The organism is Emergencia timonensis (assembly GCF_900086585.1).
GTDB classification, from domain to species: domain Bacteria; phylum Bacillota; class Clostridia; order Peptostreptococcales; family Anaerovoracaceae; genus Senimuribacter; species Senimuribacter timonensis.
On sequence record NZ_FLKM01000009.1, the window covers coordinates 983,680 to 998,192 of the forward strand.

A 14,513-nucleotide genomic window follows, 5' to 3' on the forward strand; every position below is an offset into this window, starting at 1 on the left:
TGTCATGGGTGAAAAACCGATCAAAGCCCTGGTGGGAGCGATACAGAAGTTTTCCACAGAGGACGGACCGGGCATACGGACTACGGTCTTCCTCAAAGGCTGTCCCCTGGACTGCAAATGGTGCCACAATCCAGAACTGATCGCCTATGAGCAGCAGGTCATAGAGATGCCAAACAGCTGTATCAAATGCGGTTACTGCCTGACCCACTGCCCGGAGAAGGCCATCTACATCAATGAAGAGGGGCGCATCGCTGTTGACCGCAGCAAGTGCACGGCGTGCCTTTTGTGCACAGAGTTCTGCTTTGCAAAGGCGCTGCAGGCGGTGGCTAAGGAGATGACGGCGTCGGAGGTTATCTGCGAGGTGGAAAAGGATCAAAAATTCTACGACCATACTGGCGGCGGCATGACCATCAGCGGCGGCGAAGCCATGTCCCAGGGAGACTTTGCTGAGGAACTGATCGACCTGGCAGCGGAGCGAGATATTGGCGTATGCCTGGACACATCCGGTTTCTGCGACGGAGAGCGCCTTCTGCACTTTGCCAGAAAGAAAAACGTGACACACATCCTCTATGACATGAAGTCCATAGACGACCAGGTCCATCAGGCATATACGGGTCAGAGCAACAAAATCATCTTGGAAAATCTGCGGCTGCTGGCTTCTGACGAGGTGACGAGGAGCAAAGTGCAGATGCGGATGCCCCTTGTCAGCGAGGTCAACGACTCCTGGGATATCATCAGAGAGACGGCAGACTTTTATAAGGCAAATGGCATCAGCAGAGTGACCCTGCTTCCGTATCACAATCTGGGCGTATCGAAGAAACGGAACATAGGCGGAAAGCCTGTGGAATTCGCACCCCCTTCGGAGGAACGGGTAGAGAAAATAAAGACCTATTTTGAGACAGAGGCAGAGATGACTGTGGAGATCTTGGGGAAAGTATAGAATCAAAATACCGGCTGGTGTCATGCAGCCGGTATTTTGTCTTGCTGTATCAGGGCAATGCCTGTCTCTAAGATTTGCGCAGCCTGCCATCTACGATCATTCTGGCAACCTTTTCCGCGCAGTATGCCACGGCGGTTGCACAGTGAAAGGTGCCGTCGTGATCCATGTAGCCCTGGTCGCCCTCTGGCGTTTTCCAGTCGTAGACGGCGCCCATATTATGTACCATGACATCGGAGCAGAGGATGCCGCCGTACTCCCTGCGAAAATCCTCGACCAAGTCTCTGATCATCTCGTGACACGCCTCATAGTCTCCAGCTAAGTCGTCAATGGGTCTGCCGCAACAGAGGCTGATCGCCCAGGCGGCGGCGTTGAGCGCTCCACAGGTTCCAAGCAGAGAGCAGCCGCAGCCGCCGGCGATTCCAAAGGATGCTTTCAGCATATCCTTGGTAATTCCCAGATCCGGGAAGGCTTCGTAGAGACCGTTGAGACAGCTTTGAATACAGTTGCCATAATCTGTTTCTGTCTGAAATCCTACATCCATTGCTTTTTTTACTAACGCATCCTTTTCTTCGGGAGATAATTTTGTATAATCTTTCATCAGAGAACTCCTTTCAATTCTTTTACAACAATTCTAATCTCCCATTACGAAAATCACAAGCCTTGGCATAGTTGTCAGCAAGAAAATAGACAAGTCAGTAAGACGCATTTTATTCACAATAACTTTTCTTAATCCAGGCGGTGGAAACATCCATGGCGGCCCGGCAGGCTTTTGTCTGATCCAGGGCGTTCAGCATGACGAAATCGTGGATCATAGCCTGAAAGCGGATGGCGGTGACTGGCACTCCTGCACTGCGCAGCTTGCGGGCATAGGCTTCCCCCTCGTCCCGGAGGACATCGGCTTCTCCATTTAGAATCATAGCGGCAGGAAGTCCCTGCAGTTGTTCTACTGTGGCCTTTAACGGGGAGGCGGTAATTTGATCTCTCATTTTACAGTCAGGCAGATATTGATCCCAAAACCACTCCATGCCCGCACGGTAGAGGTAATAGCCGACGCCGAACTCTTTATAAGATGCCGTATCAAAACAGGCATTGGTCACAGGATAATACAGCAGTTGTCTGTTGATAGAGGGACCGTGGCGGAATTTTGCCATAATGGCAAGGGCCGCAGCGATGTTGCCGCCTGCGCTATCACCAGCGACCACCAGCTTGTCTAAATCAGCATTTAAGTCCATGCGCTCCAATAATTCACCCAGGCAGCAGAGCACAAAGTAACACTGTTCCAGCGCTACAGGATAATGGACTTCCGGAGAACGAGAATATTCGGGGAAGACGATGATACTGCCGGTTCTTGCTGCCAGTTCGCGGACCAGTTTTTCATGGGTGTGGAGGCTGCCAAAGACCCAGCCGGCGCCGTGTATGTATAAGATCACATGCCTTTTCTCATCGCAGTTTTCAGGGACGACAAAGTTCACTGCGATTTTCCCATACCTGCCCGTATTCACTTCTGTGGTAAAAATGGAGGCGGGATACATGTCTACGGGCGTATCCTGCACTTTGTCTAAAACCTTTCTGCCTTCTTCTGGCGGAAGCTGAAAAATAAATGGCGGTTTGCTGTTTTCCATGCAGACTTCCAGGGCTTCCTTTTCTAAAGAAATTCTTTTTATCATAATCATTTCACTCCTGTCTTAATTTGGCTCCATATGAAATAGAAGACTTTTTTCAATATATGCATTTATATAAAAATCTGTTTGCACTGTGTGCATCGGTACCCCAAAAATGTGTTAAAGTATGTATCATCAAAAGATAGAGAAAAACGAATTGCGAAAAGGAGGAGAGAAAAATGGAAGTGAAACACATCTCAGGAGATCCACTGTATATAGAGCAGCAGCTTCAGATTTTGCTGACGGACGGATGGGAAATCATTGATGTTGCAACCAACGTTTATCAGAGCAGCGGCGGACTTCGCACGGAAACGACAGCGTACCTGAAGAAAGCCACAGCTTAGAAATTTTCGCTGAATGACAGCGATAACAACAGAAGGAGGAAACATGGAAAAAGAGATGAGAATGCAGCCTATTATGCTTCCAAAGTTCAGATATGACGAAGTGAATCTGAAATATAAAGAAGCAAAGGCGGAAACGGAGAAACTGAAAGCTTTGATAGAGACAAAGGATCGTGAAATAGAGGTCCTGCGCAGAGAGCTTGCGCAGCTTCGGGAAGATTTTGACCATGCACTCATGGACTTACAGGTAAAGGAGACATTTGTGGAAGGCGGTATCGTCAAAGAGCAGTACGAAGCCATCATTCCAAAGATGACCTGCAAAAACGAAGAAAAAATTGCACTGGCAAAAGCCATCGTGCAGCTAATCAAAAATCAACAGAAAGAAAGAGGTAATGAAAATGGCAATTAGCACAACAGGAACATATTTAACAATTAAAGGTGAAGGATTATCAAAGGATATCAAAGTTTACATCAAATCCTTCCCGGATCTGGGCGCAGCACCGGCTGCAATCGAAGTGACCACTCTGGCAGATGAAGCGCAGGTCTTCATTCCGGGCAAAAAGGGCATGGCAGCCATGGAATTCGTTGCAAACTATGATGCGGCAGTCTTTGCTGACTTAACCGCAGCAGAGGGCAAGGAGCTGACTTATACGCTGAACATCGGTGCTGACAATTATGAGTTTACAGGACAGCATACGGCGATCATCGCAGCCGGCGCTCTCAATGCGGCAGTTGACATGAAGGTGGTAGCAATTCCGTCTTCAAGGGTGGCAAAAGCAGCAGCGCCATCCGCATAAGCGGCAAAACAATTATATTGAAAGGCAGGGGCGGCAGAAGGCCGCCTTTGCCATACTACGAGGAGGAGAAAAAGGATGATTATTAATAACAGAGAATACAGATTGCCCGAGCTTGACTTTAACGCCATGTGCGAGCTGGAAGACATGGGCATCGCTTTGACCGATATGGACAAGAAGGTGCTGACGACGGTGAGAGGATTCCTGGCTCTGGCCATGAACGGTGATTTTCAGCGCGCCGGCAAAGAACTGGAAGCCCATCTGTCAAAGGGAGGCTCTCTGGAGCAGATGCTGCAGGAAATCAACGAGGCGGTAGAGCGCAGCGGTTTTTTTCGAGGGCTCAGCCAGAGCACGCCGAAGAGCAATGGAGCGAGCCAGGAAACGCAGGAAGAAGCGAACCAGCCTTTGACAGTATAAGGCAGCTCATAGAGGAATCCTATCTTCCGATGGCTCTGAGAATGGGCGTGGATTATCATCTGTTCTGGCAGCTGAACCCCAGAAGGCTGCAGCCTTTTGTCAAGGCCTATCAGGAGAAACAAAAAGCGCAGCTTGAGCGGGCAAATTATGCAGCATGGCTCAGCGGCATCTACGTGACTCACTCTATCGCCGCATCTCTGGGCGAAAACGCCAGATATCCGGAAAAGCCCATTGACCTGTATGAAACAGAGGAAGATCTGGAGAGCCGGAAAGCCCGGGAAGCTGAGCTGTTTTCTGCTTATGTGGACATGTTCAACAAAAACTTTGAATCCAGGAAATGATGGATGAAATTCATAAAATGCTCACAAAGTCTTCAGCCCTGCCACAAAGTAGCAGGGCTGAAACCCTTGCCCGAAGCGCTGAAAAAAGGTAAAATGTATATATAGCAGTTGGTAGATGCCGCCCATCTTTAATGGTAAGAGGAAGAGACAAGAGTGGGGGAGGAGAATTTTATGAGTGAGGATAAGAAGACAGAGAAAAAGATAGCAAAACGGAGAGAAGACATTCTTTTCTGGTTGAAGGCAGCAGAAAAATATGCAAATCAATATAAGCAGGCTGTTGATGAAAAAAAGAAGGCAAAGAGTGAAAAGAGTCTGCAGAGTGCAAAGGAAAGCATACAGTTTGCAGTCAACGCAGCCATTGACCTTGGAGGCAGTATTGACGATATTCCAGAAACCCTGTCCAAGGAACAGCTTGAAATCTGGAACGAAATGTTTGGAAATGCAGATTCTGATGATATTGCCATTGAAAAAGAAATCCAGCGGATCAAGAAGATGCTCAACGAGGATCTGAAGGAGGCCATGGAAAAGTATACCTATGATCCAGAGGAGCCGATTGAAGAGAAGCGGAAGAACAAGCTTTTTTATCGAGAGCACGCAATTGGACTAACGCTCAAGCATAGCAGCCGAAAGACAATGGCATCTGGAACGCCGAATAAGGCATACAACGAATACTGGAACTATGACAGGGATTATGAATCTACGAAGGATAAGTATTTTTCAAAGGAAGAACAGGATTTAATCATAAACTGTCTGCGTTCCCATGAGGAAGAAGCGGCGTACCTTTCAGAGAAACGTGCATGGATGGGAAGATTAGGAGAATCCTTGTGCAAGACTGCAGAGAAGATCGGCGAGTGGGGGGACATCACATCGGCCAGGGTACTGGCACAGGGACTGAGCAAGGAGATATTCCAGCAAACAGTGACAGAAATTGACGGGAAGCTTCCGAAAGACGAACTGAAGAAGCGGGCAGATGAGATGACAAGAAGATATATCCAGTTCATATCTGACCCACATGAACTGGAGGAAGCAATGATACAGGAAAAGGAAAGCGAGATTGAGGCTGAGAAACTGCTGACTGAACTGAGAAGTTCGACTGAAGGCGCAAAGATGCTGCTATCAGGAAGAGAACGCAGACAGGTAGAACAATGGATAGAGATTGCAGAAAGCGAAGTGGAAGGGCAGAACATACTGGCCTATGAGCTTCTGTGTGAGAAGCTGGGGAAAGAAAGGGCAAAGTTCATCTTACTCTGCAAAGCTGACCCGGATTTGGAGAAGAGGAGAGAAGCATTGACTTCATATAGCTTTGAGGAGCTGGGATTGTAAACAGTCAAATATAAATTAACCGTTAACAAATGTCTCCCATCTATATTAGAGGAAGACAAAAACGAGGAGGGGAATTTTCATGAGTGATGATAAGAAGACAGAGAAGCAGATTGACAGTTATGGTAAACATATCAAGGTTTGGTTAAATGAAATCGAGAAAAATTATTTGAAACTAGAGAAAGAAGAGAATGAACGAAAGAAGGGAAAAATCAGAGATAAAATAGAAGAGCATAAGGGTATTCTCAAGCGCGATATGGAACGGTTGGCTAAATGCGGGGGAAGTCCAGAAATGTTCTTGGGAAATATAACGGCATTTCAAAGAAAGATAATTGATGAGTTGTTCCCCTCTGGAGTTGACAGAGATACTGTTGCCATTGAAAAAGAAATCCAGCGGATCAAGAAGATGCTTAACGAGGATCTAAAGGAGGCCATGGAAAAGTATACCTATGATCCAGAGGATACAGTAGAGATAAAACAGAAGAGTAAACTGTTCGAAAAGGAAGCATATATTAGTTGGAATATGATGAGGGCAAGCAACCCAAAGTCTGTTTCAGGAGCGGAAAATAAGCATTATAACGATAGCTGGAATTATGCCAGAGATTACGATTCCACAAAAGATAAATATTTTTCCCCTGAAGAACAGAAATTGATTGCAAACTGTATGCAGACCTACGAAGCAGAGTTGGCATATTACAGGCAGAAACGTGCATGGATGGGAAGATTGGGAGAATCCTTGTGCAAGACTGCAGAGAAGATCGGCGAGTGGGGGGACATCACCCAGGCGAGGATATTTGCCGATAACCTGAGCAGGGAAGTGTTCATAAACCCTGTGAAGGAAATTGAAGGGGAAAAGCTTTCCAAAGAAGAACTGTCAGAGAAGTCGAAGGCGATGACGAGGCGGTACATCCAGTTCATCGCTGATGAAAAGGCGGTGGAGGAAGGGCTCAGGGTAATGAAGGAATGTGAGGAACAAACCGACCGGCAGCTAGAAGAACTGAAACACGGCGTCCAATCGGCAGAAGACTTGTCATTGACGGGACTTCGTGAACTGAGGAAAACCGTCAGAATGGCAGAGGACGAGGTTGGTGGTGTAAACATGCTCACCTGCCTGCTGCTGAGGGAAAGACTGGGTATAGAGAAGGCTGGATTTGTCCTGTTATATACTTACGACAAATTAAAAGAGGATAGAAAAGAACTGCTTACATCCTACACCTTTGAGGAGCTGGGGTTGTAGCTGATAACAAAATAAATATACTACCAGTAGCATCAGTCATAGTACTGGTGCTTTTTAAATGGAAAAAGAAGGAGGTGATGCCTATGCGTGGATTAAGAAAGTAATTATACAATTCAATTAAAATCGAAAGGAGAAAAATTATGAGTGATAATAAAAGTGAATTATCAAAAGAATTAGATCAAATAGGAAAAGGATTAGAAGGTATCAGCCAAGTGGCAGGGCTAGCAAATGATAGTTTAGCGGACTTTATCGGTACACTGGGAACTCTGGTGACTGCAGCGTCGGAACTTCAGGGAACATTTGCGGTGCTTCACAAATGGGCTGGAGATTTCTCAAAGAAAATTGTAGATAGTAAACCTATTGAAAGCTTTAGCCAAAGTGTAACCAACAACGTGGAGAAAATAGGTGTGAGTTTTTCGGGCTTATCAAATAGAACTACAAGTGTTAAAAAAATTCTGGGAAGTTTCTGCGACTCTGGTCGTGAAAAATTTAGCGGCTTAAAAGATAAGATTAGTTTCTTTGCTACCAACGCCAAGGGTCATTTCGACGACCTCAAAGAAACCATCTCCAACTTCAGCTTCTCTGACCTAAAGGAATCCATCAAAAACCTCCCTGAGACCATGAGTGAAGCCATGGGCAAGTTGGGGAACACCCTTTCCACCCATGCAGGTTCTATCGGTTCAACGGCTGGAAAGCTTTTGTCCGGAGGCCTCATCGCGGGCATTGCTCTGGCAGTTGCCGCTGTGGCTGGACTGGTGGCAGCCTTCAAGCATCTGATGGAGTCCAACGAAGAATTCAGAGAAAAGATAGAAACGGCATGGTCAAAGGTGACGGAGGCCTTTGAGCCGGTCATCGAAGCCTTTGGCAGACTGAAGGAAGCCCTGTTTGGGGAAGACAGCGGCGAGACGCCGCCACTAGTCGATGCTATTTTGGAAGGTGCACTCAACATCATAGACTGTATAGCCGAAGCGGCAGAACTGATCTCAGAGATCGTGTCCGGCGTTTTTGATTTTTTGACAGAACTGTGGATGGAACACGGAGAATCCATCTCGGAATTTATTTCAGGAACCATCGAGACCATTACCGAAATCATCAGCGGCATCATCGACATTGTCAGCGGCATCATCGACGTCATCGTCGGCTTCTTCACCGGAGACGGCAATCGGATTTCCAGCGGCGTCAGCGAGATGTGGGACGGCGTTACCGCCATCTTCTCGGCAGCCTGGGACGTGATCCGCGACATCTTCTCCGTGGTGGTAGAGTTCTTTGCGGGAATATGGAGCGGCATCAAAGAAGCATTTGCCAGCGCGGCAGAGTGGTTCGGCAAAATTTTCCGCTCCGCATGGAAGGGGATTTCCAATGCATTTGATGCTGCGGTGGACTTTTTCAGCGGCATCTGGAAGGGGATTTCCAAGGTGTTCAGCAGCGTCAGCAGCTTCTTCAAATCCAAGTTCTCGGCGGCATGGACGGCAGTCAAAAACGTCTTTTCCGGCGTGGGCAGCTTTTTCAGCGGCATCTGGAACACCATCAAAAAGACCTTTACCAACATCGGAACCAGCATCGGCAATGCCATCGGTGGCGCGTTCAAGAAAGTGGTCAATTCCATCATTGGTTTTGCCCAGAACACCATCAACGGCTTTATCAGCGCCATCAACAGCGCCATCAAGCTGATCAACAAGATTCCCGGCGTCAGTATCGGACTCATATCAAAGCTGAGCATTCCGCGCCTGGCAGCAGGCGGCCTGGTGGATGCAGGACAGATGTTCGTAGCCAGAGAGGCGGGACCTGAGCTGGTGGGCAGCTTTGGCAGCAGAGCCGCTGTCATGAACAACGACCAGATAGTGACGTCCGTATCCAAAGGCGTATATGAGGCCGTCAGAGCCGCCATGTCCGGCAGCGACGGAAGCTACACCTTCCAGATCGTCAACAAGCTGGACGGCAAAGAAATCGGCAGACAGGTTGTAAACTATCATAACGGCATCGTAAAGCAGACCGGCACATCACCGCTGCTGGTGTAAAGGAGGAGTATACATGAATATTTTAAGAATAAAAAAAATCGGAGCTGACCAGTGGACGGAGGTGGAGAACCCTGTGTCCCTGCAGTGGAGCCTGACGGATCTCGACAGTGAGGACGGCAACGGCAGAAACCAGATGGGGGAGACGTTTAAGGACAGAATTTCTCAGAAGAGGCAGCTGAGCTGCTCCTGGGCAGCCATGGAGGGAGAGAAGATGAAAAATCTTCTCTCCTGCCTCAACGACAACTTTTTTGAGGTGGAGTACCCCGATGCGCTGACCGGAAAACGAGAGACCTCTGTCTTCTACGTTACATCAAAGCAGACGCCATTGTACCGCTTCGATGCAAAGACCGATCAGTGGCTGTGGACGGGGCTTGCGGCCACGCTGGTAGAAAGGTAAGGTGGACCCATGCAAAACATAACAGAAAAATATCAGGACGCGATCAAATCCTACGACAGAAAATTTATCATCAAAGCGGTCTTCTGTCAGCCAATTGCCGGCGCGGCCCCTGACGAGACGGGACAGAGACCGGTGCAGGAGGTTGCCGTTCTGACAGGAGCAGACCATCTGGTGTCCATGACCCTGGAAGAGACATCCGCAGCAGACGACCGCATTTCCATGGGCAGTTTTTGTTCTGCAAAGCTGACGGTGGAACTGATCGACGCGCCGAAGGATATCGACTATGACCATGTGATGATCAAAGCCTACAGCGGCCTTTTGACCGATGGGGACTACGAATACGTTCCCCTCGGCGTATTCTATGTCACAGAGGCAAGCACCAAGAACGACTATCAAAATCTGACGCTGACCGCTTACGACGGCGCCTGTCTTCTGGAAGAACCCTTCACAATGGACGAAGGGTACCCCATGACGATCGAGGATCTGGTATCAAAGATCGCGGCGAGCAAAGGGATCGGCCTCCACCCGGACAACGTGTACAAGGAATACCTTTTACCGGAGTTCAGAGAAGGCTATACCGAAAGACAGATGTTGGGCTTTGCCGCAGGGCTCATGGGCTGCAATGTGCGCTTTGACCGGCTGGGAAGACTGCAGTTCTATTGGTACCAGGAGCCTGCAATGGAAGTGGTCATAGATCGACAGAATCAGTATCTCCATGAGTTCATCCCTTCTACGGCAAGCCCGGTCACGGTGACCTCTCTCATCTGCTCTGACGGGGAGAGAACCTATACCAGAGGAAAGGGAACCAGCGGTCTGGAACTGGCATTTGAAAATCCGTACATGACGGAAACGATCATGGAATCCATCTGGCAGGAGAGAGTGGCCGACATGGACACGGCAGAGACCATTGCGACGCTGCAGGTGTCTTACAGCGGGGAACTGGATACGAACCATGCGCTGACCGGAACCTATAACCAATCTCTGGTCGCTTTTCGCTGTACGGATCTGTCAAAAGTCCATCCGGGCACACTGATGGAGATGACCTACGAACTGGAACAGACCGCATATACCAGAAACATCATGGTGGAAGGTGTTGATGAGGAAAAGAGCCAGTTCACCTTTACCCTTGAAGAAACCGAGGAGGGGCAGGATGAGGAATTGTCACTGCCAGAGGATCTGACAGCCAGCTTTGCCATCAAAAAACAATGGCTTGTCACCGACGGGGATCTCGCCTCCATCGAGAAAAACGATCTTCTGAGAGTTTCCGGCCAGGGCACTGTCGTCGTCTCTATGATTGATAGAGAGGCGGGAGAACTCTATCTGACCGATACCTCTGCAGAGCCGATTTACGGCATGGCGGGCGGCACAGAAATGACGCTGACCAAAGAGAAGGTCAGTGACTATCGAATCCATTACCTTCCGGGAGAACTGAAGTGGCGGGGCAACCCCGCTCTCGAAAGCGGCGACATTGTCATGGCGGAAAAAGCGGACGGAAGCCGCGCGCGCTTTTACATCATGGCACAGAACCTGAAACTCAGCGGAGGTCTCAGCAGCCAGCTTGCGGCCAAGGGAGAAAACGAAACCTCGGCCAATTTCTCATCGGCCGGAGACGGACCGACAGACAAGAAGCTGACGAGGGTCTACACCTCTCTGCAGGAAACCATTCTCAAAGCCACCAGCAGGATTACAGGGCAGAGCGGCGGCTATGTGGTGATCAACGAAAATGACAGGGGTCCTGCGGAGATTTTGATCATGGATACGGACGACATCCGAACGGCAAAGAAGGTCTGGAGGTGGAATCAGGGCGGCCTGGGCTACAGCAGCAACGGCTATAACGGGCCTTACGGCACGGCGGTGACCCAGGACGGAGAAATCGTCGGCTCCTACATTCAGGCGGAGAGCATCGCCGGCAGCAAGCTGAAAATCGACAGTCAGGTCATCGAGAAAATTGTTGCCGGCATCAATGCAGGCGAGCAGAAAATCAACTCAGCTTCTCTGGATATCGACAGCGAAGACATTTCGGAGGCCATCAAAATGCAGGTCAGCCAGAGCGGCGGAACCAACAAAATCTGTAACTCCGTAGGCGCTTACGGCCTGCAGGGCTGGATTCCTGCTGGAGACATTGAGAGACTGAACGGAGAGGAGCAGAAGATCAATTTGATCTCTGGCAGAGCCTTTTCTCTGCCCGCGGGAGCTGCGCTGGAGTCGGACGCTGTGGCAGCGCCGATCAGGCTGACTGCCGGCGTCTCCTATACACTGTCCGCCGTCATCAAGCACAATGACTGCTACGGCAGCCTGCAGTTGATCAGCGGATCAGGAAATATCCTGGCGCAGATCGACGCGGGAGGCAGCGGCGGAAGCTGGCAGAAATATGAGGCCGCCTTTGCTGTGACCGAAAGTGATATAGCCGGGGACTTTACCATCAGGCTGCGTTCCGAAAACGGCAGCTTTGTCATAGGCGACCTTTTACTAAACGAAGGCAGTCAGACCACCTGGTCAGCCTGCCCGGGAGAAGTGGATTCCGCCACAATGACCATGTCCCAGTTCGGCATCACCATCAGGCAGGAAAACGCAAAGACCAAGACGGTCATCGACTCAGCCGGAACCAGGGTGATCAACATCGAAAATGAGGAAACCGACCAGACAGAGGACGTAGCGGCGCAATATACCAAGGACGGAGTGGAAGCCAAGTCTTTGATCGCCAGAGAACAGGTTGCGGCGGGAAGAGTGAGAATGATTTCTTTTAGTGACAAGCAGATGGCTGCTTGGATTATCAACAGTGATTCGGAGGTGGATTTATAATGGCAAACGGCACAATTACACTGGACACGCCCAAATCGACAGTGGCGGGTTATATCAAATGGACCAGCGAAGCCAGTTCGGCGACAAACAACTATTCCCTGGTCAGCGCGTACGTCTATCTGAAAAAGACCGATGGATATACGTCCTGGGGCGACTTTTCAGGGAAGCTGACCATCAACGGGACCAGTTACAGTTTCAGCAAAAATGCGACCTTAGGTTCCTCTTATGTGCTGATGACCTCGAAGACGGGGGTCAGGGTGAATCACGACAGTGACGGAACAAAGAAGATCACCATCAGCACGTCTTTTAAAAATTCGGGGACTACCATTGCGGGCACCTATTCGGCCAGCAAGACGGTGACCTTGGACACCATAAAAAGGCTGTCTTACATTTCCGGTTCTGTGGACATTGCGGCAGGCCAGCCTTTTACCGTCAACATCAACAGATATTCTGCGGACTATGTCCACGATATCGCCATCAAAGTGGGTGGCAATGTGGTCCGGGAGGCGAAAGGTTATGGAGAGAAGGTGACCTTTTCTTCGGAGAGCTATCAGAGCAGTATCTTTGCAGCTTTGGACGGCAGTCTCTCTAAGGCGTGCACCATCGTTCTGACTACCAGGTCGGGAAATACGGAAATCGGAAGCACTTCCTACTCCGGCACTATTACTGCGGCATCTCCTGGAGAACTGATGCTGTCAAAGTCGTCGGTTTTGATCGGCGAAAGCCAGGGCGTAGCGGTGGAAAACCCCTCGGATCTCTACAGCTACTCGGCAAATTACCAGTTTGCAGGGTTTGAAGGGTCTGTTTCACTGATTTCGTCTGCGGGCGTGCTGCCTGTCGGAGAAAGTTTTGCTGTGAACATGCCTGGTAATGTCAACGAAGCGTCCTGCCTGGTGACCATGACGGCAAGCTATGCAGGCATCACCGTGGGGCAGCCTGAGACCATGGATTTTACCGTCAGACTGCCAGACAGCTACAGAGTGGTTTCCTTTGATCAAAACAGCACCGTCTGCACCTTCCTGGACACGGCGCTTACGGGAAGCATCGCAAAATTCATCAATGGGGCGGGCACACTGCGCCTTTCCATTCCAGCGGCGTCAAAGGCTGAGGCGCTCTATCAGGCGTCCATCGTAAAATATCAGGTGACCATGGGCAGCCAATCCAAAGAGCTGACCGAAATTCCGGCTTCCGGGGATCTGACTCTGGAACTGACCGGAGGTACGGGAAAAATCATCGAACTGCTGATTATGGACAGCCGCGGAAATACGAAGCTGTGTCACTACGCCATCAGCGACGAAAATTTTATCGATTACACCTCTCTGAAGGTGGCGGAGTGCCGCATCTACCGTGAAAATGGTTTTGATACTGCCGTGAAGATGCATGTGAAAGGCACGGCTTGGAAGGGGAACTTCGGCTTGCAGTCCAATGGGCTGAAAATCACCTACACAGTGAAAAAATCGGGAACGAGCACCGTATATGGTCCTTTCACCCTGAGCAATATCCCCATCGCTTCGGGCGGAGGCTTTGAACGGATTGCAGATTTGGATTCGGGCACGGCAGGCGGCTTTGATACCGACGCGGCCTATGAAATCCACGCCCAGGTCAGCGACTGCCTGAAATCTTACATGACAGACGTGGTGGTCAACTCTGGCATGATCGGCATGTACCTGAAACGAAACAACGACAACTATCACGTGGGTATCAACTGCAAACCTGATGCGTCGGAGCTTGACGCCTCCAGCGAGAAAGCAGGCCTGTCGGTGAAAGGCGGGCTGGAGCTGATCGGTGCAGACGATCAAGTTTCTGGCATCTACACCGATACGTCCGGCAGGCTTTGCGTGGAGCCGGCTCTGGGCAGTTTGATCTTGTCGGGAAGTCTGCAGATGCCTGACGGCAGCCCCATCACCGTCGGCGCAGGCAGGGTGCCGGTGGTCACGCAGCAGGGCAGCAATTTCGTAGAGATGAACCTGGGCGCCTATATACTGCGGATGAATTGGGGAACCATCACCGTCAAGGTGTCAGAAACCAACACGCCGGTTGCGACGGCACTGTCCTACAAATCCAATTTCTTTACGGAGGCGCCTTTCGTCACCGTAACGCCGAGAACCGGCGTCATCGGCTCTGTGGTAAAGGGCGTCTCTTTCAACAACAATACGGCGGACGGCTGTGACATCTTTGTCAACCGTACCAACACCACGGCCTTTTCCGTCATATGGAAGGCCATCAGCATCACTACAGATTAAAA

At 49.8% G+C, this 14,513-nt stretch carries 14 protein-coding genes; 12 read left to right on the forward strand and 2 right to left on the reverse strand.

Annotation, left to right across the window (positions count from 1 at the left end):
* Positions 1–4: 4 nt before the first annotated feature.
* Positions 5–940: a glycyl-radical enzyme activating protein gene (locus BN6539_RS15500; RefSeq protein WP_067540566.1), complete on the forward strand. Its 936-nt coding sequence runs from the start codon at positions 5–7 to the stop codon at positions 938–940.
* A gap of 67 nt (positions 941–1,007) precedes the next feature.
* On the opposite strand, the gene BN6539_RS15505 is transcribed toward BN6539_RS15500, so the two are convergent.
* Positions 1,008–1,538 carry a C-GCAxxG-C-C family protein gene (locus BN6539_RS15505; RefSeq protein ID WP_067540569.1) on the reverse strand — a complete coding sequence of 177 codons (531 nt, stop codon included), beginning with the start codon at positions 1,536–1,538 and terminating at the stop codon, positions 1,008–1,010.
* 109 nt (positions 1,539–1,647) lie between these two features.
* Entirely contained in the window at positions 1,648–2,607 is a 960-nt protein-coding gene (locus BN6539_RS15510; protein ID WP_067540572.1) for an alpha/beta hydrolase, read from the reverse strand.
* A gap of 173 nt (positions 2,608–2,780) precedes the next feature.
* On the opposite strand from BN6539_RS15510, the gene BN6539_RS22430 reads away from it, so the two are divergent.
* From BN6539_RS22430 to BN6539_RS15560, 11 genes are all read left to right on the forward strand, one after another.
* The gene (locus tag BN6539_RS22430; RefSeq protein ID WP_156524182.1) at positions 2,781–2,945 is read left to right on the forward strand and encodes a hypothetical protein; all 165 of its coding nucleotides are present in this window, start codon (positions 2,781–2,783) and stop codon (positions 2,943–2,945) included.
* A gap of 43 nt (positions 2,946–2,988) precedes the next feature.
* On the forward strand, positions 2,989–3,351 hold the full coding sequence (locus BN6539_RS15515; protein ID WP_067540575.1) for a hypothetical protein: 363 nt from the start codon (positions 2,989–2,991) through the stop codon (positions 3,349–3,351).
* Positions 3,341–3,739, forward strand: coding sequence for a hypothetical protein (locus BN6539_RS15520; RefSeq protein ID WP_067540578.1), 399 nt, complete (start codon positions 3,341–3,343; stop codon positions 3,737–3,739). Before BN6539_RS15515 ends, BN6539_RS15520 begins: the two co-directional genes overlap by 11 nt.
* 75 nt (positions 3,740–3,814) lie before the next feature.
* A complete protein-coding gene (locus tag BN6539_RS15525; protein WP_067540581.1) occupies positions 3,815–4,153 on the forward strand; it encodes a hypothetical protein in 339 nt (112 codons plus the stop codon).
* A 29-nt stretch (positions 4,154–4,182) separates the two neighbouring features.
* Positions 4,183–4,494, forward strand: a complete 312-nt coding sequence (locus tag BN6539_RS15530; protein ID WP_067540586.1) for a hypothetical protein — start codon at positions 4,183–4,185, stop codon at positions 4,492–4,494.
* 171 nt (positions 4,495–4,665) lie between these two features.
* Positions 4,666–5,817 carry a hypothetical protein gene (locus tag BN6539_RS15535; protein WP_067540589.1) on the forward strand — a complete coding sequence of 384 codons (1,152 nt, stop codon included), beginning with the start codon at positions 4,666–4,668 and terminating at the stop codon, positions 5,815–5,817.
* 79 nt (positions 5,818–5,896) lie between these two features.
* Positions 5,897–7,051 (forward strand): hypothetical protein, encoded by a 1,155-nt coding sequence (locus tag BN6539_RS15540; protein WP_067540592.1) that lies wholly within the window; start codon positions 5,897–5,899, stop codon positions 7,049–7,051.
* Between the two features lie 140 nt (positions 7,052–7,191).
* On the forward strand, positions 7,192–9,069 hold the full coding sequence (locus BN6539_RS15545) for a phage tail protein (protein WP_067540595.1): 1,878 nt from the start codon (positions 7,192–7,194) through the stop codon (positions 9,067–9,069).
* A gap of 13 nt (positions 9,070–9,082) precedes the next feature.
* Complete coding sequence (locus tag BN6539_RS15550; protein ID WP_067540598.1) at positions 9,083–9,466, forward strand: hypothetical protein; 384 nt, start codon at positions 9,083–9,085, stop codon at positions 9,464–9,466.
* Between the two features lie 9 nt (positions 9,467–9,475).
* Entirely contained in the window at positions 9,476–12,268 is a 2,793-nt protein-coding gene (locus tag BN6539_RS15555) for a hypothetical protein (protein WP_067540601.1), read from the forward strand.
* Positions 12,268–14,511, forward strand: coding sequence for a DUF859 family phage minor structural protein (locus BN6539_RS15560; protein ID WP_067540603.1), 2,244 nt, complete (start codon positions 12,268–12,270; stop codon positions 14,509–14,511). Before BN6539_RS15555 ends, BN6539_RS15560 begins: the two co-directional genes overlap by 1 nt.
* Positions 14,512–14,513: the final 2 nt, after the last annotated feature.